19 protein-coding genes and 1 tRNA gene are annotated in these 21,228 nt (G+C 61.9%); 13 read left to right on the top strand and 7 right to left on the bottom strand.

What is annotated here, in order from left to right:
• Positions 1–13: 13 nt before the first annotated feature.
• Positions 14–90: transfer RNA gene (locus tag ACQZ5H_RS14415), tRNA-Met, on the top strand.
• Between the two features lie 195 nt (positions 91–285).
• Here the strand turns inward: ACQZ5H_RS14415 and ACQZ5H_RS14410 are convergent.
• Positions 286–1,059 (bottom strand): TIM barrel protein, encoded by a 774-nt coding sequence (locus ACQZ5H_RS14410; RefSeq protein ID WP_449098098.1) that lies wholly within the window; start codon positions 1,057–1,059, stop codon positions 286–288.
• A 172-nt stretch (positions 1,060–1,231) separates the two neighbouring features.
• On the opposite strand from ACQZ5H_RS14410, the gene ACQZ5H_RS14405 reads away from it, so the two are divergent.
• Positions 1,232–2,770 carry a phospholipase D-like domain-containing protein gene (locus tag ACQZ5H_RS14405; RefSeq protein WP_449098097.1) on the top strand — a complete coding sequence of 513 codons (1,539 nt, stop codon included), beginning with the start codon at positions 1,232–1,234 and terminating at the stop codon, positions 2,768–2,770.
• Here ACQZ5H_RS14405 and ACQZ5H_RS14400 read toward each other — a convergent pair.
• Positions 2,720–3,688: a lysylphosphatidylglycerol synthase domain-containing protein gene (locus ACQZ5H_RS14400; RefSeq protein ID WP_449098096.1), complete on the bottom strand. Its 969-nt coding sequence runs from the start codon at positions 3,686–3,688 to the stop codon at positions 2,720–2,722. The genes ACQZ5H_RS14405 and ACQZ5H_RS14400 overlap by 51 nt on opposite strands.
• 68 nt (positions 3,689–3,756) lie before the next feature.
• On the opposite strand from ACQZ5H_RS14400, the gene ACQZ5H_RS14395 reads away from it, so the two are divergent.
• The gene (locus tag ACQZ5H_RS14395) at positions 3,757–4,557 is read left to right on the top strand and encodes an endonuclease/exonuclease/phosphatase family protein (RefSeq protein WP_449098095.1); all 801 of its coding nucleotides are present in this window, start codon (positions 3,757–3,759) and stop codon (positions 4,555–4,557) included.
• On the opposite strand, the gene ACQZ5H_RS14390 is transcribed toward ACQZ5H_RS14395, so the two are convergent.
• Positions 4,520–5,575 (bottom strand): LacI family transcriptional regulator, encoded by a 1,056-nt coding sequence (locus tag ACQZ5H_RS14390; RefSeq protein WP_199628888.1) that lies wholly within the window; start codon positions 5,573–5,575, stop codon positions 4,520–4,522. The two genes, ACQZ5H_RS14395 and ACQZ5H_RS14390, sit on opposite strands and share 38 nt — an antisense overlap.
• Before the next feature lie 314 nt (positions 5,576–5,889).
• On the opposite strand from ACQZ5H_RS14390, the gene ACQZ5H_RS14385 reads away from it, so the two are divergent.
• The 4 genes from ACQZ5H_RS14385 (at position 5,890) to ACQZ5H_RS14370 (ending at position 10,243) form a co-directional block, all read left to right on the top strand.
• Entirely contained in the window at positions 5,890–7,146 is a 1,257-nt protein-coding gene (locus tag ACQZ5H_RS14385) for an ABC transporter substrate-binding protein (RefSeq protein ID WP_112537114.1), read from the top strand.
• Positions 7,147–7,229: 83 nt separating this feature from the next.
• The gene (locus ACQZ5H_RS14380; RefSeq protein ID WP_112719834.1) at positions 7,230–8,183 is read left to right on the top strand and encodes a carbohydrate ABC transporter permease; all 954 of its coding nucleotides are present in this window, start codon (positions 7,230–7,232) and stop codon (positions 8,181–8,183) included.
• Complete coding sequence (locus tag ACQZ5H_RS14375) at positions 8,180–9,124, top strand: carbohydrate ABC transporter permease (protein WP_199628891.1); 945 nt, start codon at positions 8,180–8,182, stop codon at positions 9,122–9,124. The genes ACQZ5H_RS14380 and ACQZ5H_RS14375 overlap by 4 nt, the downstream gene beginning before the upstream one ends.
• Positions 9,125–9,127: 3 nt before the next feature.
• Positions 9,128–10,243, top strand: coding sequence for an ABC transporter ATP-binding protein (locus ACQZ5H_RS14370; protein WP_203427929.1), 1,116 nt, complete (start codon positions 9,128–9,130; stop codon positions 10,241–10,243).
• Positions 10,244–10,247: 4 nt separating this feature from the next.
• Here ACQZ5H_RS14370 and ACQZ5H_RS14365 read toward each other — a convergent pair whose 3' ends face one another.
• The 3 genes from ACQZ5H_RS14365 to ACQZ5H_RS14355 form a co-directional block, all read right to left on the bottom strand.
• Entirely contained in the window at positions 10,248–12,491 is a 2,244-nt protein-coding gene (locus ACQZ5H_RS14365) for a glycoside hydrolase family 2 protein (protein ID WP_449098094.1), read from the bottom strand.
• Between the two features lie 105 nt (positions 12,492–12,596).
• Entirely contained in the window at positions 12,597–13,586 is a 990-nt protein-coding gene (locus ACQZ5H_RS14360) for a LacI family DNA-binding transcriptional regulator (RefSeq protein ID WP_112719830.1), read from the bottom strand.
• Positions 13,587–13,695: 109 nt separating this feature from the next.
• A complete protein-coding gene (locus ACQZ5H_RS14355) occupies positions 13,696–14,700 on the bottom strand; it encodes a Gfo/Idh/MocA family protein (protein ID WP_449098093.1) in 1,005 nt (334 codons plus the stop codon).
• Positions 14,701–14,899: 199 nt separating this feature from the next.
• Here ACQZ5H_RS14355 and ACQZ5H_RS14350 point away from each other — a divergent pair, with 199 nt between their 5' ends.
• From ACQZ5H_RS14350 to ACQZ5H_RS14325, 6 genes are all read left to right on the top strand, one after another.
• Positions 14,900–16,192 carry an ABC transporter substrate-binding protein gene (locus ACQZ5H_RS14350; RefSeq protein WP_112719828.1) on the top strand — a complete coding sequence of 431 codons (1,293 nt, stop codon included), beginning with the start codon at positions 14,900–14,902 and terminating at the stop codon, positions 16,190–16,192.
• An 87-nt stretch (positions 16,193–16,279) separates the two neighbouring features.
• Positions 16,280–17,167, top strand: a complete 888-nt coding sequence (locus ACQZ5H_RS14345) for a carbohydrate ABC transporter permease (protein WP_112719827.1) — start codon at positions 16,280–16,282, stop codon at positions 17,165–17,167.
• Between the two features lies 1 nt (position 17,168).
• Positions 17,169–18,080: a carbohydrate ABC transporter permease gene (locus ACQZ5H_RS14340; protein ID WP_449098092.1), complete on the top strand. Its 912-nt coding sequence runs from the start codon at positions 17,169–17,171 to the stop codon at positions 18,078–18,080.
• Positions 18,081–18,099: 19 nt separating this feature from the next.
• On the top strand, positions 18,100–19,179 hold the full coding sequence (locus ACQZ5H_RS14335) for an ABC transporter ATP-binding protein (protein ID WP_449098091.1): 1,080 nt from the start codon (positions 18,100–18,102) through the stop codon (positions 19,177–19,179).
• Between the two features lie 14 nt (positions 19,180–19,193).
• The gene (locus ACQZ5H_RS14330; protein ID WP_130282331.1) at positions 19,194–19,940 is read left to right on the top strand and encodes a ThuA domain-containing protein; all 747 of its coding nucleotides are present in this window, start codon (positions 19,194–19,196) and stop codon (positions 19,938–19,940) included.
• A gap of 71 nt (positions 19,941–20,011) precedes the next feature.
• Positions 20,012–20,305, top strand: a complete 294-nt coding sequence (locus ACQZ5H_RS14325) for a MurR/RpiR family transcriptional regulator (RefSeq protein ID WP_112719823.1) — start codon at positions 20,012–20,014, stop codon at positions 20,303–20,305.
• A gap of 3 nt (positions 20,306–20,308) precedes the next feature.
• Here the strand turns inward: ACQZ5H_RS14325 and ACQZ5H_RS14320 are convergent, their stop codons facing one another.
• Positions 20,309–21,220: an SMP-30/gluconolactonase/LRE family protein gene (locus ACQZ5H_RS14320; RefSeq protein WP_449098090.1), complete on the bottom strand. Its 912-nt coding sequence runs from the start codon at positions 21,218–21,220 to the stop codon at positions 20,309–20,311.
• Positions 21,221–21,228: the final 8 nt, after the last annotated feature.

Here is a 21,228-nt window from a genome sequence, read left to right as displayed (position 1 = left end):
GTTTTGCGCTGGACGCGGGGTGGAGCAGCCCGGTAGCTCGTCAGGCTCATAACCTGAAGGCCGCAGGTTCAAATCCTGCCCCCGCAACCAAATCTCCCCGGAATCCTATCGACCTATCGATGGCGCAAAAGCTTCGCTTTCCCGGGCGATCGTAGATCATCGTCCTACGGACAATAACCTCAAGGCAGAAGGTTCAAAGCCTGACAGCCCGCCATCCGGCGGGTTTTACGCTTCTGGGGATGGCGGAGACAACTCCGTGCGTGCCGGCATGGGCCTATTCAAACACTATTCAGTCCCGAGCGCCCGCAGCGCCGCCTTCACTGCCGCCGCATCCGCCGTCAGCGGCCGGTACTCCATGCCAACGGCGCCGCGATACCCCTGATCAAACAGCCAATCCAGCCGATGGCGCAGGTCTATGCTGCCGGTGCCCGGGTCATTCCGGCCGGGGTGGTCGGCCACGTGGACGTGGATGATGCGGGAGATGCGGTTGGCGATGACGTCTTCGGTTTTCTCGTCCATCACGGCGGAATGGTAGATGTCGTAGGTGAGGCCGATTTCGGGGCGGTTTACCTCGTCGATGATGTCGAGTGCCTCGCGGGTTGAATCGAGGTAGTAGCCGATATGGTCGATGCGGGTGTTGAGCGGCTCGACGCCGAGGCGCACGCCGGTGCCCTGAAGGATGTCGGCGGCGGCGCGCAGCGTGCCGATCAGGGCTTCGCGCTGTTCCCGCCGGGAGAGGCCAGGAAGATCGTCTCCGGCCTGGGCGATCAGGACGAGGGCGCCGAGGCGTTTGGCGACGACGACGGATTGGGTGAGACCTTGGAGCCAGGTCTCGCGGTTGTTGACGTCGGTCAGCGGGATCATCGGTTCGGCGACAAGGCTAGAGACCTTGAGGCCGGTGCGGTTCAGCGCGGCCTCGATCGCGTCGAGATCCTTGTCGGTCCAGCGCCAGAATTCGATGAAGCCGAGGCCGGCCGCGGCGGCGCGGGCGATGCGGTCTTCGAAGCGGTCGTCCGGCGTGGCAAAGAGCCATTCGATGCAGGCTGAATAGTTTCGCATAGCGTGGTCCTCCCGATTTTCTCAAGGGATGGGCGAAATTTGCTGCCGGGGCAAGGCCGCTATTGCCGCAAGGCCTTGGACATCAGGAATTTTTTGCATCACGCGCCGGAACTTCGGCGAAGCCTCGCACGTTAAGGGACGCATCGAAAAAGCGTGGGGCAGCGGGCAAGGGATGACGGATTTTCAGGCGATCGGCGCAAGCCGCAAGACGGCGAATACCATGGAACTGATCGCCAGCGCCGCCCGGCGCACGGTGAAGGCTGCCATTCCCGCCGTGCCCGGCGGCATCATTCGCACCGGCCGCAACGCCTGGCGGTCCGGCAAAGCCTCGAAAGTCGCGTTCCTTGTCGATGGTGCTGCTTATTTCTCGGCGCTCGATCAGGCGCTGCGGCAGGCGCGCCAGACGATCTGGATCGTCGGCTGGGATTTCAATCCCGATATCCGGCTGCGGCCGAAGCAGAGCTCGGAAACGCTAGGCGAATTGCTGCTGTCGCTCGCCGATGAGAACCCGGCACTGCAGATCCGCATTCTCGTCTGGGGAATGGGGCCGGTTTACTCGGGCAAGTCGCTGCGGCTCTTCCGCGAGAGCGGCTTTTCTTCTCATCCGCAGATCACCATGCGTTTTGACCTCCGCCATCCGCTGCGCGGCTGCCATCACCAGAAGCTGGTGTCGATCGACGACAGTCTCGGTTTTCTCGGCGGTATCGACCTGACGGCGCGGCGCTGGGACGAACCGGATCACCGGGTCAGCAATCCGGTTCGCCGCTCTCCTGACGGCACGCCTTACGAGCCTGTGCATGACATGCAGTCGATGGTTTCCGGGCCGGCGGCAAGCCTGATCGGCGATGTCGCCCGTCGCCGCTGGAAGAAGGCGACCGGTCAGACGATCGAGCCGTCGCCGGTGCGGGATGCCGCGTGGCCGCTTGCTGTTGCCGCGGAGATGACTGATGCGACGGCGGCCATTGCGCTCACGGAGCCCGGCCTGATCGGCAAGCGCGGTCACTATGAGGCGTTTCGCCTGACGCGCGATGCGATCCGCGCGGCACGCAAGCATATCTATATCGAGACGCAGTATCTCGCTTCCTTCGGCGTTGCCCGCGAGCTTGCCAAGCGGCTGAAGGAGATCGAAGGGCCGGAGATCGCGGTGCTGGTCACCAAGAGTTCGCATGGTCTCATCGAGAAGCTGACGATGGGCAATAATCGCGACCGGCTGATCCGGCGGCTAAAGCGGATCGATCGCTATGACCGCCTTCGGGTGATGTATGCTGTGGTCCCCGATGAACGGGGTGGTGAGAAGGAAATCGTCATTCATTCCAAGCTGATGATCATCGACGATGCCTTCATCCGCATCGGTTCCTCCAATCTCAACAATCGCTCCGAGGGGCTGGATACGGAGTGCGATCTGGCGATCGAGGCGGAGACGGACGGACATCGCCAGGCTATTACCGCGCTGCGCCACCGGCTGATTGCCGAGCATCTCGATGCGGCGCCGGAGGATGTTCGGCAGATTGAAAGCGAAAAGCGGTCGTTGCTCGAGACGATCGAGGTGCTGAACTGCCGCGAGCGCGGGCTGCGCCATTTTGCCGTCGATATCGCCCATGGCGGCACGACGCCGTTGCCCGGTACCGCGATCGTCGATCCGCGCCGTCCTTACTGGCCGCTACATCGGCTGCGCCTGCGCGTTGGCCGTCTGGTCGGCGTGTTCTTCTGACGATGGTTTCCGGTTGCGGAGCACCAGCTCGCTGATCCCGAGGATCGGCAGGCCGATGAAGAGCGGCAGCAGGAAGTAGATCACCCGGAAAGCGACGAGAGCACCGATCGAGGCCGCACCCGGCAGCACGTGGCTGACGGTGGCCTCGAGGACGCCGAGGCCGCCGGGAACATGGGTCATGAGAATGGCGATGTTGGCGAGGACGAAGGCGGTTGCCGTCTGTACGAAGCTTGCCTCGCCCTCAGCTGCCAGCATCTGATGCAGGCAGGCGGATACGAAGATGAAGTTCAGCGTTCCGATGACGACCTGCCCGATCGCCAGCTTCAGCGCCGGCATCTCGAAACTCCATTTCCAGAGCCGGAGCGGGGCGCGGACCGTTGCCGACAGCACGACATAGACGGCGGGTATCGCCAGGCAGGCGAGGCCGAGACCGAACCGGCCTGATGGGCTAAGCTTCAGCAGATTGGCGGCATCCTCGGGATTGACGAGCAGCGCGATGCCGGCGAGGGCAGCAAGGCCGATACCGACGGTGACGCCGCAGAACAGGATGACCTTGGCGACCTCCTCCGTGCTGAGGCCCCAGCGCGAGTAATAGCGGTAGCGGACGGCGCCGCTGCTCAGCGCCGCGACACCGAGATTGTGGCCGATGGAGAGGCCCGTGAAGGAAGCGATTGCTGCCTTGGGGTAGCTGAGCGGCTTGCCGGCATAGCACAGGCCCATCCAGTCGAAACCGGTGAGGCAGAGGTAGGAGAGGGCGGCAAAGCCGATGCCGGCGGCCAGCCGTGATACCGGGATGGCGGCGATCGAGTCCATCACCTCGTCGAGCGAATAGCGGCTGAACACCTTATAGAGCAGATAGGCGGCCAGCAGCAGCCCGAGAACGAGGCTGGCGTTGATGATGAGGCGCTTGCCCGGCATGAGGTTTCCGTCTTGCTACGCAGTTTCCGTTGATGGAACGAAACAACGTGAAAACGGGTTCCCACGGCATGAGCACATTCTCAGACCCCGCGGCCGTTCAAGACGCCAAACTCATCAAGGTTCTCACATACAATGTTCATAGCTGCATCGGCACCGACCGGCGGCTCGATCCGCAGCGGGTTGCCGATGTCATTGCCGCATCGGGTGCGGATATCATTGCCTTGCAGGAGCTCGATGTCGGCCGCAGGCGGACGGGCGGGATCGATCAGGCGCATCTGATCGCCACGCTCCTGAAGATGGAGGCGCATTTCCATCCGGCCCTGCATGTCGAGGAGGAAAAATACGGTGACGCGATCCTGACGGCGCTTCCGACCAAGCTGATGCGCGCGGGTCCATTGCCGTCAGTTGGTGAAACCCGTGGTGCGATATGGCTGCAGGTCATTGCGAACGGGCTGCAGTTCAATGTGCTCAACACGCATCTCGGCCTGCGGGGCATCGACCGGTCTAGGCAGGTCGCGACGCTGCTTGGGGGTGAATGGATCGGCTCGCCGGAGTTTCAGGCGGCACCGGCAATCATCTGCGGCGATCTCAACGCCATCCCCCTGTCGCCTGCCTACCGGATGTTGGCGCGGCAGTTTCGCGATGTTCAGCTGCTTGCGGGCGGTAAGCCGCGTCCAACATATCCGTCGCGGCTGCCGGTGCTGCGGATCGATCATGTCTTCGTTTCAGAAGGCCTCGGCGTCAGGCGGGTGGCGGCGCTTGCCGATCCGCTCGCACGGCGGGCGTCCGACCACCTGCCGCTGCTGGCGGAGATCGAGCCGTCGGCGGCGCTTATAAGGGCGGGAATGCGATCTGCGGCGTCTGCATGAGCTGCATGCCGGTGGTCGCCTCGGGATCGTTGATGCGCTGGATCAGCATGCGGCCGAGCTCTTCGCCGGCGGCGACCAGATCCTCGTAGATCGTCTCGACCTTGGGCTGCAGCTGCGTCAGCAGGCGCGAATGTTCCTTGGCGACGATGTCGTAGTCCTCGGCCAGCTGCTTTCCGGCGTCGCTCATGCCGGTGATGGTGGCGAGAGCAGAGACTTCGCCGGGACAGATAAAGCCGTCGGGGGCGTCAGGTCCGGCGGCGCGGCTGCGCACATAGTCTCGGATATCGCTGGCGGAAGAATCAAGCGTGATCGCCTCGGAGATTTCGTAGCTCGCGCCTGCTTCCCTGACTGCGGTCATGAAGCCATGCAGAAGGTGCTGGTAGAAGGTCAGCCGGCGCGGCGGCAGAAGGATGGTCACCTTCGTGCGGCCCTTGGCGATCAGCCGGGCGGTTGCCTCGTAGGCGAAGGCGTAGTTGTCGTAATCGACATAGGGATGCTGCGTCGAGAATTCGGTGCGGCCGTGGCTGACGAAGGGAAAGCCCGTCTCGATCAGCATGCGCACGCGCGCATCGAAGGGTTCGGTGCGGGTGAAGATCACGCCATCGGCGAAATTGTTGCGGACGATGTATTCGGCGGCCTCGAGCTCGGTCGTCGACAGGAAGTTCGGCGCGACCACCAGATGGTAAGAGGTTTCTTTCAGAGCCTTGGCGATACCGTACATGATCGAGGTGCCGAAGCCGACGACCTCCTGATGGGAGTCGAGCAGGATGCTGATGACATTGGTGCGGCCGGTCTTCAGGCGCTGTGCGGCGCGATCCGGCAGGTAGCCGATCTCGCGGGCGATCTTGTGCACGCGCTCGCGGGTTTCCAGCGAGATCTGCGGCGCATCGCTCAGCGCGCGCGATACCGTCGTCACCGCCAATCCCGTCAGGTTGGCGATCGTGCGCAATGTCGGCTTGCCACGTCTCAGCAGGCTGTCTTGGTTTTCGCCGCGGGGCGGCTTTATCGGATCGGTCAACTTGGCCTTCCTGGGGCTGCGGCAATCAACATAACGGGCAGATGCATTGCAAGCAATAAAGTTATGAAAACGTTTTAAATTTTTGGGATTTCTGACGAAAAATAGGCATTACATAATAATTTCAGTATCTTGTGTCATTAATAATCTTTTTTCTCGGAAGTCGAGAAAGACTTGACGGCGGGTAATTTATATCGTTTTAAATTGTCAACCGCGGCCGGATCGGCTTCGGCATGTTTTCCCGCCCGGGGTGGCGGGAGGCATTCAGGGTGGCGGAGGGAGGCTTTCGCTGCCGACTTGCAAACGGGAGGAAGACTATGCGCAAGTTTTTGGGCTCGGTGGCTGCTGCTGCCGTGATGATGGCTGCGTTCGGCGCCCATGCTGCCGACGTCAAGGAAGTGCAGATGCTGCACTGGTGGACTTCGGGCGGTGAAGCTGCTGCTCTCAACGTGCTGAAGGGCGACCTTTCCAAGGAAGGCTACGCCTGGAAGGACGTGCCGGTTGCCGGCGGCGGCGGTGACGCTGCAATGACCGCACTCAAGGCAATGGTTGCTGCCGGTACGTATCCGACCGCTTCCCAGATGCTCGGCTACACCGTCCTCGACTACGCTCAGGCCGGCGTCATGGGCGACCTGACCGAGACCGCGAAGAAGGAAGGCTGGGACAAGTCCGTTCCGGCGGCTCTGCAGAAATTCTCCGTCTATGACGGCAAGTGGGTCGCTGCACCCGTCAACGTTCACTCCGTCAACTGGCTCTGGATCAACAAGGCCGTGATGGACAAGATCGGCGGCACCGAGCCGAAGACCTTCGACGACCTGATCGCCCTGCTCGACAAGGCAAAGGCAGCCGGCGTCATCCCGCTCGCTCTCGGCGGTCAGAACTGGCAGGAAGCCACGATGTTCGACTCGATCGTTCTGTCGACCGGCGGTCCTGAATTCTACAAGAAGGCCTTCAACGATCTCGACGAAGACTCTCTGAAGTCGGACACGATGAAGAAGTCCTTCGATAACCTCGCCAAGATCATCAAGTATGTCGACCCGAACTTCTCGGGCCGCGACTGGAACCTGGCAACCGCCATGGTCATCAAGGGTGACGCGCTCGTTCAGGTCATGGGCGACTGGGCGAAGGGCGAATTCGTCGCCGCCAAGAAGACCCCGGACAAGGACTTCCTGTGCTACCGCTTCCCGGGTACCGATGGCAGCGTGATCTACAACTCCGACATGTTCGGCATGTTCAACGTTCCTGAAGACCGCAAGGCAGCCCAGGTCGCTCTCGCAACGGCAACGCTGTCGAAGAGCTTCCAGTCGGCCTTCAACGTCGTCAAGGGTTCGGTTCCGGCCCGTACGGACGTTCCGGATACGGCCTTCGACGCCTGCGGCAAGAAGGGTATCGCCGACCTGAAGAAGGCAAACGACGGCGGCACGCTGTTCGGTTCGCTCGCTCAGGGTTACGGCGCGCCTCCGGCAATCGCCAATGCCTATAAGGACGTCGTTTCGAAGTTCGTTCACGGCCAGATCAAGACCTCCGACGAAGCTGTGACCCAGCTCGTTCAGGCGATCGACGACGCTCGCTAATACCTGTTCGACATCCGGCCTCCCCGCACAGTGCGGGGAGGCCTTTGCGCCCTGCAGGAATGATGCGGGGAGGAGATTGATTTATGAGCACTGTTGCGACCACCGATCCGGTCCTGACGTCCAATCCTTCGACCCGCGCGTCCATTCGCGGCCGGTTGCAGGATGCCCTGCCGAAGATCGTGCTGGCGCCGAGCTTCCTGATCACCATCATTTTCGTCTACGGCTTCATCGTCTGGACGGCCTATCTGTCCTTCACCAATTCCAAGACCTTCCCGTCTTATGACCTGACCGGGCCGCGCGCCTATCAGCGGCTTTGGCGCTGGACCTTCGAGAGCGATCCGCCGTCGTCCTGGTACACGTCGATCACCAATATGGGCATCTTCGGGTTCCTCTATATCGGTATCTGCCTGGCGCTCGGGCTATTCCTGGCGATCCTTCTCGATCAGAAGATCCGCGGCGAAGGCATTCTTCGGCCGATCTTCCTCTATCCAATGGCTCTGTCCTTCATCGTGACGGGCGTTGCCTGGAAGTGGTTCCTCGATCCGGGTCTCGGCCTGGAACAGACGCTGCATCAGTTCGGCTGGACGAGCTTCCATTTTGACTGGATCAAGAACAAGGATTTCGTCATCTACACCGTCGTCATCGCCGGCGTGTGGCAGGCGTCCGGCTTCGTCATGGCGATGTTCCTGGCTGGCCTGCGCGGCATCGACGGCGAGATCATGAAGGCGGCCCAGATCGATGGCGCCTCGACGCTGCAGCTCTATCGCCGGATCATCATTCCGCTGCTGCGGCCGGTGTTTCTCTCGGCCTTCATCGTTCTCGCGCATATGGCGATCAAGTCCTACGACCTTGTCGTGGCGCTGACCTCGGGCGGCCCCGGCGGCTCGGCCTGGCTGCCGTCCAACTTCATGTATGAATACACGTTCAAGCGAAACGAAATGGCCGTCGGCTCGGCGAGCGCGATCATCATGCTGATGACGATTTCGGCGATCATCGTTCCCTATCTCTATTCCGAACTGAAGGAGAAGGCGCGATGAGCAGCGTGACCTCCTCGACAATCGCCGTCTCGCAGGGTAACGGCAGCCGGTGGATCAGCCGTACGGCCATCTACGGCCTGCTGATCATCTTTGCGGTTCTCTACCTGATGCCGCTCTTCGTCATGCTGGTCACCTCGTTCAAGACCATGGACGAGATCCAGAACGGCAACATGCTGTCGCTGCCGCAATCGCCGACACTCGATCCCTGGTTCAAAGCCTGGGGCGAGACCTGCGTCGGCCTGACCTGCGCCGGCATCAAGGGCTACTTCTGGAACTCGATCAAGATGGTGGTGCCGGCGGTGGCAATCTCCACTGTACTCGGCGCTCTGAACGGCTACGTGCTGACCAAGTGGCGTTTCCCCGGCCATACGCTGGTCTTCGGGCTGATGCTGTTTGCCTGCTTCATCCCCTTCCAGTCGGTGCTGCTGCCGATGGCAACGATCCTCGGCGCCTTCGGCCGGTTCGGGATGACGCTGCAGAATGCGACAGGCATGAGTTTCGGTTTCGGCAATCCGACCGTGAACCTGGTTTTTGTGCATGTGGTCTACGGTCTCGGCTTCACGACGCTGTTCTTCCGGAACTTCTATGAGGCCTTCCCGACGGAACTGGTGCGTGCAGCGCAGGTCGATGGTGCAAGCTTCTTCCAGATCTTCCGCCGCATCATGCTGCCGAATTCGCTGCCGATCATCGTCGTCACGGTGATCTACCAGTTCACCAATATCTGGAACGACTTCCTGTTCGCCTCGGCTTACGCAGGCACCGGTGAATCCATGCCGATGACCGTGGCGCTGAACAACGTCGTCAACACCTCGACCGGGGTGGTCGAATACAATGTCAACATGGCTGCTGCGATGATCGCCGCCGTGCCGACGCTTATCGTTTACATTCTCGCCGGCCGCTATTTCGTGCGCGGTCTCATGGCGGGCGCCGTCAAAGGGTGATCCATGGCTTTCCTTGAAATTTCCGGTCTCAAGAAGCGCTTCGGCGCCGTCGACATCCTCAAGGGGATCGACCTCGAGCTCGAAGAGGGCGGCTTCCTCGTGCTCGTCGGCCCTTCCGGCTGCGGCAAGTCCACGCTGCTCAACACCATCGCCGGCCTGGAGTCGATCACCGAGGGCGAGATCCGCGTCAACGGCCGGGCGATCAACGACCTGCATCCGTCGAAGCGCGATATCGCCATGGTGTTCCAGAGCTACGCGCTCTACCCGAACATGACCGTTGCCGGAAACATCGCCTTCGGCATGGAAATCCGCGGCGTGCCGAAGGCCGAGCGCGACAAGGCGATCAAGCAGGTTTCGGAAATGCTGCAGATCGGCCATCTGCTCGATCGCAAGCCGAGCCAGCTTTCCGGCGGCCAGCGTCAGCGTGTTGCCATGGGCCGCGCGCTGGTGCGCAATCCGCAGGTCTTCCTGTTCGACGAGCCACTCTCCAACCTCGATGCCAAGCTGCGCGTCGACATGCGCACGGAAATCAAACGCCTGCATCAGCGCATGGGCACGACGATCGTCTACGTCACCCATGACCAGATCGAGGCAATGACGCTGGCGACCAAGATTGCCGTGCTGCGCGATGGCGTGCTGCAGCAGTTCGGTACGCCCGCCGAGATCTATAACAGCCCGGCCAATGTGTTCGTGGCCGATTTCATGGGTTCGCCGGCGATGAACCTGCTGAATGCCACCGTCGAGAACGGTTCGGGTGGCCTGCAGGTCTCGCTCGACCGTCCGAATGGCGAGCCGCTGAAGCTGCCGGTTCCGGCAGGCAATAACAGCCTGACCAGCTACAATGGCAAGCCGGTGATCTTCGGCATCCGCCCGGAAGCGCTGACCGATCTCGACGGCGTCGATCGCAAGGCGAAATCGGTGTCGCATGGTGATTGCATGATCGAAGTTGTCGAGCCCGCGGGCGCGGATACGTTTGCCGTTACCAAGCTTGGCGGAAAGTCCGTCGTCGCGCGCCTCGGCGCCGATGCCGGGATCGAAGCCGGGCAGAACACCCGCCTTGCCTTTAATCTCGACAAGGCGGTGTTCTTCGATCCGCAGAGCCAGCTGCGGATCGCCTGATCTCTCAGCCGGCGGTAACGCTGAAGCTGACGGCGGGGAAGCGGCTTGAGGTCGCTTCCACTGTGATCGTGCCTGTAAGCCCGGTCGCCTCCAGCCAGAAGCCGGCCGTGCCGCCCTGCAGCGGCACGCTCGTCGGGCCGACGATCTTTGCCGGCCCCTCGACGCGCAGGCTGATGCTGTCTTCCATGAAGGGCAGGCGCTGGCCGCGCTGATCGAGCGCGCGGATGATGACGCGCGTGCTGTCGCGTTCGCGGGCCTTCAGGACGGTGCTGTCAGGCGCAAGTTCCAGTTTTGCCGGAAGCGGATCGGCTGCAAGCGTCAGATGGGCGACCGGCTCGCCATCGATAAAGCCCGTAAATTCGCCATCGATCCATTCCAGACCCCAGGTGCCGAGCTCGTCCGCCGTGAAATGCCGGTGGTCGAGAACGACGGGCGGATGCGGCAGGTGCGGATAGTTCTCGCGGTCCGGGCCGATGCGCTTGGTCAGCGTTCCGTACTTGAGCTCCACCTCTTCGCAGTTGGTGAGGATGATCAGCGGCAGTACGCCGCCGATGCTGCGTTCGCCCCGCGCCCAGAAGGTCACCGGCTTCATGATGATCTCGTCGGACGGATCACACTGGCTGGAATAGACGTAGGCTGCGAATTTTGGCTCGCGGAACATGTCCATGACGCCGTGGTAGCAGATGCGGTCGCCCGAGCCAAAATCCTTGTGGGTGTTGTAGTCGAACATGCACCAGCCGATCGCGCCTGAAATATCCGGGTCGCCATAGGCGGCGTTCAGAACTTCGAGATGGCGGCGGACATGCTCGGCCTGGCGCTGCTCGGGATCGTGCATCTTCGTCGGATGCATGTGGCCGTTATATTCGGTGATCAGGTAGGGCACTTTGTGGGCGAGGCCGGTGTTTTCCTGCTGCGGGCGAAGCGCGGTGCGCGGGCGGTTGGCGCCGGGCAGTTCCTCGTTGCCGAGGATGAAGTCGTTCATCGTGTAAACGTCTTCCAGCAGCTCGCTTTCCGTCAGATAGCGGACGCCACCGGTCTGGCGGGTGGTATCGAGCTCGCGGGCGAGGCGGTTGGTCTCGGCGTAGAAATCGTGGCTGTCGAGCGACTCGTTGATGCGCACGCCCCAGATGATGATCGACGGGTGGTTCCAGTCGCGCTCGATCATGCGGCGGACGTTTTCGATCGATTCCTTCTGCCACTCGAGATCGCCGATATGCTGCCAGCCGGGGATCTCCTCGAAGACGAGCAGGCCGAGCCGGTCGCACTGATCGAGGAACCACTTCGACTGCGGATAATGCGAGGTGCGGACGATATTGCACTTCAGCACCGTCTTCATGATCGTCGCGTCGAGTTCCTGCGCGGAGCGGCCGGCGGCATAGCCGACATAGGGATAGGCCTGGTGACGGTTGAGGCCGCGCAGTTTCAGCGGCTGGCCGTTCAGCAGGAAGCCCTCGGGCGTGAACTCGGCGGTGCGGAAGCCGAAATTCGAGGCGAGGCGATCCGAGCCGTGGCTGGTCTTCAGATCGACGGTGAGCTCATAGAGCGCCGGATTGGCGATATCCCAGAGGGCGATGCCTGTCAGGTCACCGAAGGCGAGCGTCACGTCTTCGCCGGTGGTCTCGGCCGTCGCGGTGGCGATCACCACGCCTGAGGCGTCACGGATCGTGCCCGTGACCGTACCGAGGAAGGTGGCATGCTGTGGGTTCGACAGTTGGCAGCGCACCGTTGCCGATTTCACGTCGGCGAGCACGTCCTGCGTCTCGATCTTGATATTGCGCAGCGAGACAGTGCCGGTGACTTTCAGCCAGACGTCGCGGTAGATGCCGGCATAGGTGAGGTAGTCGATGCGGCCGCCGAAGGGCGGGATGGCGGGGTTTTCGCTGCCGTCGATCTTGACGGTGATAAGGTTGTCGCCCTTGACGAGCTTGCCTGTCAGGCGCGCCTCGAAAGGCGTGTAGCCATCCTTGTGGGCGATGATCTCTTCGCCGTTTAGATAGACGACGCTATCGGCCATGGCGCCATCGAAGACGATCGAGACTTCGCGGCCGTCGAATTCCGGCATCCAGCGCAGGACCTTCTGATAGGTGAAGGCGCGCTGATAGCTCTTCTCGTCGAAATAGTTGAACGGCAGCTCGACGGCGGTATGCGGCAGGCTGATCGTGGTATTGCCGTCGAAGGCGTCGAGCAGGCGCTGGCCGAAGCCCTCGTGAAAGCTCCAGGATTCGTTGAAGGAGACGACGGAACGCATATCAGACTTCCTTGCTGCAGCCGTGGGCAATGGTTCGGCGCAAAGTGCGCGCGCATGAAATGATGGTCACGGAAATTCCTCCTCGATGCAATGAAAAGCGCTGCCTCAGGCGGTGGAGCCCCAGCGGGGCGTGCAGGCAAGCGTGATGTTGTGCGGGCCTTCGATATCCTGCTCGTGGCGTTCGATCACCTCGACCACGGCGTCGATGAAGGCGACATGGTCCAGGCCGAGCGTCGTGAGGTCGTTGCAGTCCCAGGCGGCCATGGCGATGCCGTCCTGGCCGACGATGGCGATATCGCCGGGCGTGTTCTTGCCGAGCACGCGGCGGGCCGCGTCGCGCGCACCGATCGCCATCACGTCGTTGCCGCAGATGATCGCATCGACCTTCGAGCGGTGCAGCAGCATGACGGCTTCCTTGAAGCCTGAATCGTAGGAATAGTCGCCGAAGGCTTCGGCCTCGAAATCGAGACCGTGCTTGGCCAGCGCATCGGCAAACCACTTGCGGCGCAGCTTGTCGATCCAGCTCGACTTGGTGCCGGAGAGATAGGCGAAGCGCTTCTTCCCGTCCTTGACGATCTTGTCGATGATCTCGGCAGCGCCGACGGCGCCATCGATGCGGATGCTCGAGACGTTCTCGTTTTCCAGCGGCTCGAAGGAGACGATGATCGGCTTGGTCGTGTGAAAGATGTCGACGGCATCCTGCATCGAGACCATGTCGGAGAAGACGACGACGTGATCGACCTGGTAGGTCGAGGCGAGCCGCATCAGCTGCAGGCGGTCGGAGTGATCGGCGCAGCAGAGAATGATCGGCAGGAGCTGGCGGGCCTGCAGGCGGTGGACGAGCAGCTGCTGTTCTTCCGCCTCGCAAGGGTTGCCGATCGCGTTGACGACGAGGGCAACGAGCCGCGAGCGCTGGTTGTTCAGCGAGCGGGCAATGGCGTTAGGCTGGTATCCGTGTTCACGGGCGACCGCCAGGATGCGGTCGCGGGTGGCGCTGCCGATGCGGGAATCCGGCGAGAAGGCGCGCGAGATCGTTGCCGAGGATACGCCGGCGAGCTTTGCCAGCTCCTTGGAGGTGATGCGTTTCCTGCTCATGCCTGCTCCCGTCCAGACCCATTCCGCTCTTCTTCGAGTGGCGGAACGGTGTATCCCTTGTTACGCAATTCCGGACGCAAAACCGCTGCGCAGTTTTGCTGGAATTGCCTTAGTCGGCGATCCTGACGGGCACTCCCTCCGCCGCTGCCGATTCCTTGATTGCGTCCCAGAGCTTAGCGAATCGCAAACCCATTTCAACGGAGCCGGAGTTTTCCATGCTTCCGGCGCGGATTGCGAGGAAGTTCTTCATGGGATTGCCGAGGATTTCGGCCTCTTCGCGGGCTTCGCTGGTGCGGCCGAAGCTTATTTCACGCCAGCCGCCCCAGGCGTCGATGCGAACGATCGCCTTGGAATAGAAGAAGGTGATGTAGGAGGCGCAGCCGGGAGGGCCTTCGCCGGCGGCCGTCAGCGTCGCCAGCGCGCCGTTCTTCAGCCGGGCGGAGACGGCGGTTGCGATATCCACCTTCCGGCCGTGATTGTGCATGTAGGCCGAGACGCTCTCGAAATCCGAGTTCGCCAACAGGCAGACGGTGTTCATCATGTGCGCACCGGTATCGAACATGAAGCCGCCGCCGGAGACTTCCGGCTGCTGCTTCCAGTGGCCGCTATAGTTCGATGCCCAGTTTTCCCAGATCATGCCGGAGATGGCGATGAGATCGCCGAACTCGCCGGCCACCGCGCGCTTGCGGGTGTCGAGGACCAATGGCGAGAGCCCGCCCTGGAAGGCGGTGACGATGGTGACGCCGGATTTCTTCTGCGCCGCGATCAGCCGCTCGGCTTCGGCAACCGTCGTCACCATCGGCTTTTCGAGGAAGAGATCGAGGCCCGCTTCGGCGACGGCAACAGCCTGTTCGCCGTGGAAGGCGTGCGGCGTGGAAATGTAGATGATATCGAGCGCATCACGGCGCGTCGCCAGCATCTCGCGATAGTCCTCAAACGCCTCGGGCGCCGGTGCTCCGGCTGCCGTGCAGACGTCCATCAGCCGCTGGCGTGAGGCCGGAATCGTATCGGCGAGAGCGACGAATTCGATCTCGGGCATGCGTGCCCAGCTGGCCGCATATTCGGCCGCTTTCAGCCCGGCGCCAATGACGCCGAGGCGCAGTTTCTCAACCATGAAAAATCCTCCCGAAACTCATTGTGCAAACGATTACACAAAGCAATCACGACTGGCAAGCTATAAATAATAATTGAAAATCAATGCATTAAAATTTGGATAGAGATCGCCGTGAAAATCGACTTGTCAGATATAGGAATGCGTGTACATTTTCCGCAGGTGCTGGAGGGCGCCATGTTTTAAAGAGGGAGGACTTCCGTTGAAGAAGACGGTTATCGGTGGCCTTTGCGCCATTTTGCTCAGCGCGGTTTCGACGCTGGCGCATGCTGAAACGATCCGCATCGCCAACCATGGTCAGTCGGGCATCGACGCCATGAAGTCGACGGTCGAGCGCATCGAAAAGAAATATGGCGTGACGGTCGAAGTCGTCGAATATCCGGCGCCGGACAAGGATTATCTCACCAAGCTTCTGACCGAACTCGGCGCCGGTAATGCGCCCGACCTGTTCTCGATCCCGACGGCATCGGCCGTTGCCGATATGGTCGAGGCGGGCTACCTCGCTCCGGTCACCAAGGAATTCAAGGCCTGGGAAGGCTATAACGGTCTTTATGACGTCGCCAAGCAGCTGGCCGTCAGCCCCGATGGCGAGACCTATGTGATGCCCTTCATGCTGGGCATTCAGGAAATCTACTATCGCAAGGACGTTCTCGAAAAGGCCGGCATCTCGACTGACCAGCCGAAGGACTGGAAGGACCTGCTCGACCGCGCCGCTGAGATCAAAAAGAAGACCGGCGCATACGGCCTGCTCTTCCCGGCCGGTGTTGCCTGGGGAGGCGGTGCGTTCGACGAAGGCTTCCAGCATCTGATCGTCGGCTCCAAGACGCCGCAGATCGTCGATGCCGACGGCAAGCTCGATCTGAACGGCGAGGGCGTCAAGGATGTCTTCGACGTCTACAAGCAGCTGATTGATAACGACTTGATGCCGGTTCAACCGCTGCTCGGACCGGAGCCGTGGGTCGTGCCGAAGTATGAAATGTTCCCGCAGGGCAAGCTTGCCGCCACCACTTGCGGCTCCTGGTGCTACATCTTCGACTGGGGCCGCGAGAGCAAGAACCCGATCCCTGACGTGACCAAGGTCGTTGGCACCTGGACCGTTCCGGGCCAGAGCGGCGGTCAGTACGTTCTCGCCAACCTTGCCGCCCCGTGGGCCGTCAATGCCAAGTCCGCCAATGCCGAACTGGCGATCAAGGCGCTGATGGAAATCGGCTCGGTCGAAACGCAGGTCTCCTACGCTGCCCGCATCGGCAACATTCCGGCCAGCAAGGATGCGGCCAAGAATGCCGACTTCCAGAAGCTGACGGAGCTCGTGCCGATCCATGCGGCTGCCGGAAACGGTGTGTTCCTGAAGCAGGCTTCCGGCTTCGGCACCGTCTCGGAAGGTGTTGCCCGCGCAACCGAAGCGCTGCTGCGCAAGGAAACCGATGCGGCTGGCGCCCAGAAAATCCTGGTCGACTATGTCAAGGAAACGCTCGGCGACGACGCCGTGAAGTAAGCTTGGGTTACTTTCTCCCGCCCAAGATTGGGGAACGCGGCGCTCTTGCCGCGTTTCCCGGTTCATTCGATAAGGTTGTGAGCTTCGATGATCAGAAACTCTCATGAACGCCGCGCCGAGCGCCAGCTTCTCATCATCCTGCTGCCCTCGCTCGTGCTGCTGCTGGCGTTCGTCATCTATCCTGCGCTCTATTCGCTCTATCTGAGCTTCACCAACGAGGCCCTGACGGGTGCTGCAGCGCTCCGCCCGCGCTTCGTCGGCCTGCGCAATTACGCGCGGCTTTTCAACGACGCGAAGTTCTGGAACTCGCTGCTCGTCACCTTCTTCTTCGTCATGGGTTCGGCGATCATCGGGCAGTTCGTGCTCGGGCTCGTCTCTGCCATGGCGCTTCGCCGCGAAATCCGTTTCCGGCGCATCTTCTCGTCGATCATCCTGCTGCCGAATGCGGCGCCTGAAGTCGTTGCCGGCTTCATGTGGATCTCGATGCTGGCCGGCGGCGAACACGCGACGCTGTCGCGCATCGTCAGCTTCTTCGGTATCACGCCCGCCGACTGGCTGAATACGTTCCCGCTGGCGATGATCATCATCGTCAATACCTGGCGCGGTATCGCAACCGCCATGATCCTGCTCACCGCCGGTCTCAGCACCATTCCCAACGAAATCTACGAGGCTGCCCGTATGGATGGCGCGACCCCGTCGCAGATGTTCCGCCGCATCACGCTGCCACTGATGATGCCGACGATCCTGCTCTACATGTTGATCTCCGCCGTCTCGACGATTGCCGTCTTCGGTCTCGTCTATGCGCTGACCCGCGGTGGTCCGGGTGGAGCGACTGAGCTCGTCAGTATCTATATCTACAACCAGTCCTTCACGGCTTTCCAGCTCGGCTATGGCGCTGCGGTCGCAGTGGTTGCCTTGGTCATCTCGCTGATCCTCGGCATTGCCTATGTGCGGGCCATGAAGGTGGAGATCTGATATGGCCGTCATCTCTCCAAGCGAAAGCGCCAACAAGACGCGTTCCGACCTTCTCGCCTATGCGACGCTGTCGCTGATCTCGATCTTCTGTGCCGTGCCCTTCTTCTGGGTGCTGCTCGCCTCCTTCGATGGCAATGCGCAGCTTTTCCTGCGCTGGCCGGAGCAATGGACGCTTGCCAATTATGCCCGTGTCTTCGTCAAGGAGGACGGCGCGAAGTGGCTGTTCAACTCGCTCTTCGTCGTTGGCGGCGCGACCTTCATCGTCATGGTGTTGGCCGGTCTCGGCGGCTACGCGCTGTCGCGCACCCGGGCCTGGTGGAAGCTGCCCTTCCTCTATGCCATCCTGCTGATCCGCGTGCTGCCGCCGACGGCGCTTGTCGTGCCGCTCTATAAATTCCTGCTGACGCTGAACAATGCCGAGGGCGCGGTGCTGCGACCGGTGTTCTTCAGCTTTGCCCGCGACATCATGCGCTGGACCGGCTTCATCGATGGTTATCTCGGCATCATGCTGGTGCTCGCCACCATGCAGCTGCCCCTGGCGCTCTGGATTATGAAGACATTCTTCGATGGGCTGCCGCGCGATTATGAAGAAGCGGCTGTCATGGACGGCGCCACCATGATCCAGCGCATCCGCCGGGTGCTGATCCCGCTGGCGCTGCCGGGTCTGGCCGCTGCCGGTCTCTTCACCTTCATGTCGGCCTGGGGCGATTTCCTGCTGCCGCTGATCTTCCTGTCGTCGCCGGAGCTGCAGACGCTGCCGCTCGGTCTCTTCCGCGCCTTCCTGCGCATCAACGAGATCGATTACGGCCTGCTGGCGGCCCTTGCCTTCATCTACCTCCTGCCTGCCGTCATCGCCTTCGGCTTCGCGCGGCGCTTCCTCGTCCAGACATTCTCTGGCGGCGTGAAGGGCTGAGACAAGAAAGAGAAACCGAATGATCAATCTCAAGAACGTCCGCAAATTCTACGGTGCGCTGGAAGTCATCAAGGGCGTCGACATCACCGTCGAGGATGGCGAGTTCGCCGTGTTCGTCGGCCCGTCGGGCTGCGGCAAGTCCACGCTGCTGCGCATGATCGCCGGTCTGGAAGGCATCGACGAGGGCGACCTGATCCTCAATGGCCAGCGCATCAACGACGTGCCGCCGGACAAGCGCGGCATCGCCATGGTGTTCCAGTCCTACGCGCTCTATCCGCATATGACGGTCGCCGAGAATATCGGATTCTCGCTCAGTCTGAAGAAGGTGCCGGAGGCGGAGATCCGCAAGCAGGTTGAGGGTGTCGCCGAGATCCTGCAGCTCACCGATTACCTCGATCGCCGCCCGGCAGCTCTCTCGGGTGGTCAGCGCCAGCGCGTGGCGATCGGCCGGGCGATCATCAAGAAGCCGTCGCTGATCCTGTTCGACGAGCCGCTCTCCAACCTCGATTCCGCGCTCCGCGTGCAGATGCGCGCCGAGCTGCAGCGGCTGCACCGCGAGCTCAAGGCGACCGTCGTCTATGTCACCCACGACCAGGTCGAGGCGATGACGATGGCTGACCGGATCGTCGTCCTGAACAAGGGCACGGTTGCGCAGCAGGGCGCGCCGATGAGCCTCTATCATCAGCCGGAGAACGAATTCGTCGCGACCTTCATCGGTTCGCCGAAGATGAACGTGATCCCGGCGACCGCAACGCGACAGGCGGGCCGGATCGCACTCGATAGCCCGATCGGGCTGAGGATGGACATGCCCGATGCCGCATCGGTGCCGCAGGGCGAAGTGCGCCTCGGCGTGCGGCCCGAACATCTGAAGATCGTCGGCGAGGGGCAGGGCAATTTCAATGCGGAGGTGGCGATCGTCGAGCGGCTCGGCGTCGAAACCTACATCACCGTTGGCACCACGCAGGACCCGATCATCGTTCGCGCCGATGGCGATATTGCCGTCCGGCCCGGGGATCGGGTCTCGCTTTCGGCCGATCCGGCTGCCTGCCACCTCTTCGACGCGTCGGGCCGGGTCATCCGCTCGGCCAATCTTTCTTAACATCGAGGACTATCATGACGATCAAGGTAACGATCTGGAACGAGGGCCGGCACGAGCAGGTGCACAAGGAAGTGCAGGATATCTATCCTGACCGGATCGATGGCGCGATCGCGGCCGGCATCAAGCATCCCGACTTCGAGATCCGCCGCGGCACGCTGGATGATCCGGACGAAGGTTTGCCGGATTCATTGCTCAACGATACCGATGTGCTGCTCTGGTGGGGCCACATGGCGCATGAGGAGGTCAGCGATGGGCTGATCGACCGCATCCAGCAGCGGGTGCTGAAGGGCATGGGTTTGGTCATCCTGCATTCCGGCCATCACTCCAAGCTCTTCCGCCGCCTGATGGGCACCAATGCCAATCTCTCGTGGCGCGAGTCGCCGGCGGGCGATCTGGAGCGCGTCTGGGTCATCAATCCCTCGCATCCGATCGCCGAGGGTCTGCCGCCCTTCTTCGAGGTCAATGCCTCGGAAATGTACGGCGAGCCCTTCGATATCCCGCAGCCGGACGAGCTGGTCTTCATCTCCTGGTACTCAGGCGGCGAAGTGTTCCGCAGTGGCTGCACCTGGCAGCGCGGCCGTGGGCGCATCTTCTTCTTCAGCCCAGGCCACGAGACCTATCCGATCTATCACGACAAGACGATCCACAAGGTCATCTCCAACGGCATCCGCTGGGCGGAGCAGAAGCACAGGGATGGCCGGATCCTGGAAAACTGGCACCGCGCCGAAGCGCTGCATCCGCGCCCTGACGGCAAGGTCTGAGCTTCCTCCCGTGTGGGCTGGGGCGGTCTCGCCCCGGCCTCCGCGGGCGGCATTCATCGAGGAGGAATGCGATGCAGCTGATTTCGCTGAAGGCTGAAAGCGACGTCCACGAATTCCTGATCAGCAAGAATTTCTGGGCGGCGGTGCATCGCAACGTGCCGGAGCGGCTGGCCGCACTCGCCCGGCTCGCGGCCGAACGGCCTGACGTTTTCGCCTTCGAAAGCAGCCAGAAGATCGCCGAGCGCTGCAAGGTCTCGCAGACCAGCGTTGTGCGGTTCGCCCAGCATCTCGGCTTCGATGGCTTTGCCGAGATGAAGCAGGGCTTTCAGCACGGCCTGCGCCAATCGGCCCGCCGCGCCTCCTGAGCCTTACGGATACTGCGCGCCGTTGGTGGTCGTGTAGATCGAATAAACGGACTGGGTGGCCGTGATGAACAGCCGGTTCGTCTTGAAGCCGCCGAAGCAGATGTTCGAGACCGTCTGCGGGATGAGGATCTTGCCGAGCAGGGTGCCATCGGGCGCAAAGCAGTGAACGCCGTCGGCCGCGCTACTCCAGAGATTGCCTGAAACATCGAAGCGGAAGCCATCGGGAACGCCCTTGTCGATCGTGCAGAAGAAGCGGCTGTTGGCCAGCGTCTTGCCGTCGATCACGTCGAACACCCGGATGTGGCGCGGAACCTCGTGGTTGGACGAGCCTGAATCGGCGATATAGAGCTGCTTTTCATCCGGCGAGAAAGCGAGGCCGTTCGGCTGGATGAAATCTGTCACCACGGCTTCGACTTTGCCGCTCTGCGGATCGATGCGGTAGACGTTGCGCGTCTCCTGCTCCTCGTCCGCCTTATGCCCTTCATAATCCGACATGATGCCGTAGCTCGGATCGGTGAACCATACCGAACCATCCGACTTGACGACGACGTCGTTGGGCGAGTTCAGCCGTTTGCCGTTGTAGCTGTCGGCGAGAACGGTGATGCGGCCGTCGGCCTCGGTGCGGGTAACCCGCCGCCCGCCATGTTCGCAGGAAACCAGCCGGCCTTGGCGATCCCTGGTGTTGCCGTTCACATAGTTGGACGCCGAGCGGAAGACTGAGACGCCGCCGTCCGGAACCCAGCGCATCATCCGTTCGTTCGGAATGTCGCTCCAGATCAGGCAGTTCATGTCGGAGAACCAGACGGGACCCTCGGCCCAGCGGCAGCCGCTATAGAGTTCCTCGAGCCGGGCGCTGCCGGCGATCAGGCCACGGAAACGTTCGTCACGGATGTCGTAGAGCGGGGTTTCGGACACTGAATTGC

The organism is Rhizobium sp. 21-4511-3d (assembly GCF_053522545.1).
Note: the sequence above shows the minus strand (reverse complement) of the source record. Positions and strands in the feature narration are given on the sequence as shown.